This is a genomic window from Acinetobacter sp. AL9, assembly GCF_041464035.1.
In the GTDB taxonomy this organism is placed as follows: Bacteria; Pseudomonadota; Gammaproteobacteria; order Pseudomonadales; family Moraxellaceae; genus Acinetobacter; species Acinetobacter towneri.
Map to the genome: position 1 here is coordinate 1 of NZ_JAYFSK010000292.1, position 237 is coordinate 237.

General features: G+C 46.0%; 1 pseudogene. It reads right to left on the reverse strand.

Features of this window, described 5'->3' with window-relative positions:
• Positions 1-97 precede the first annotated feature (97 nt).
• Positions 98-237: pseudogene (locus tag ACEO2X_RS14765) on the reverse strand (IS66 family insertion sequence element accessory protein TnpB); the annotation flags it as partial.

Consider the following 237-nt stretch of genomic DNA (forward strand, 5'->3'; position numbering starts at 1 on the left):
ATTGAGCCAAAGGCTTTCATAATCTGCGCCATGACCGTATCCATCCCTGCTCGCATATCCAGAGGTTGGGTGGAGAGCCAGATTTCATCAATGCGGATCATGTTGCAAGTACCTTGAGTAATTCTGCCAAGGCAGGTATTTCTGATGTCTGCCATTTTAGCTGAATATCATTATTCGTATGAGGCACGGTGATACACAACGTGATCCTCTCATCAATAGGTTGGCTGATTGCAGCAG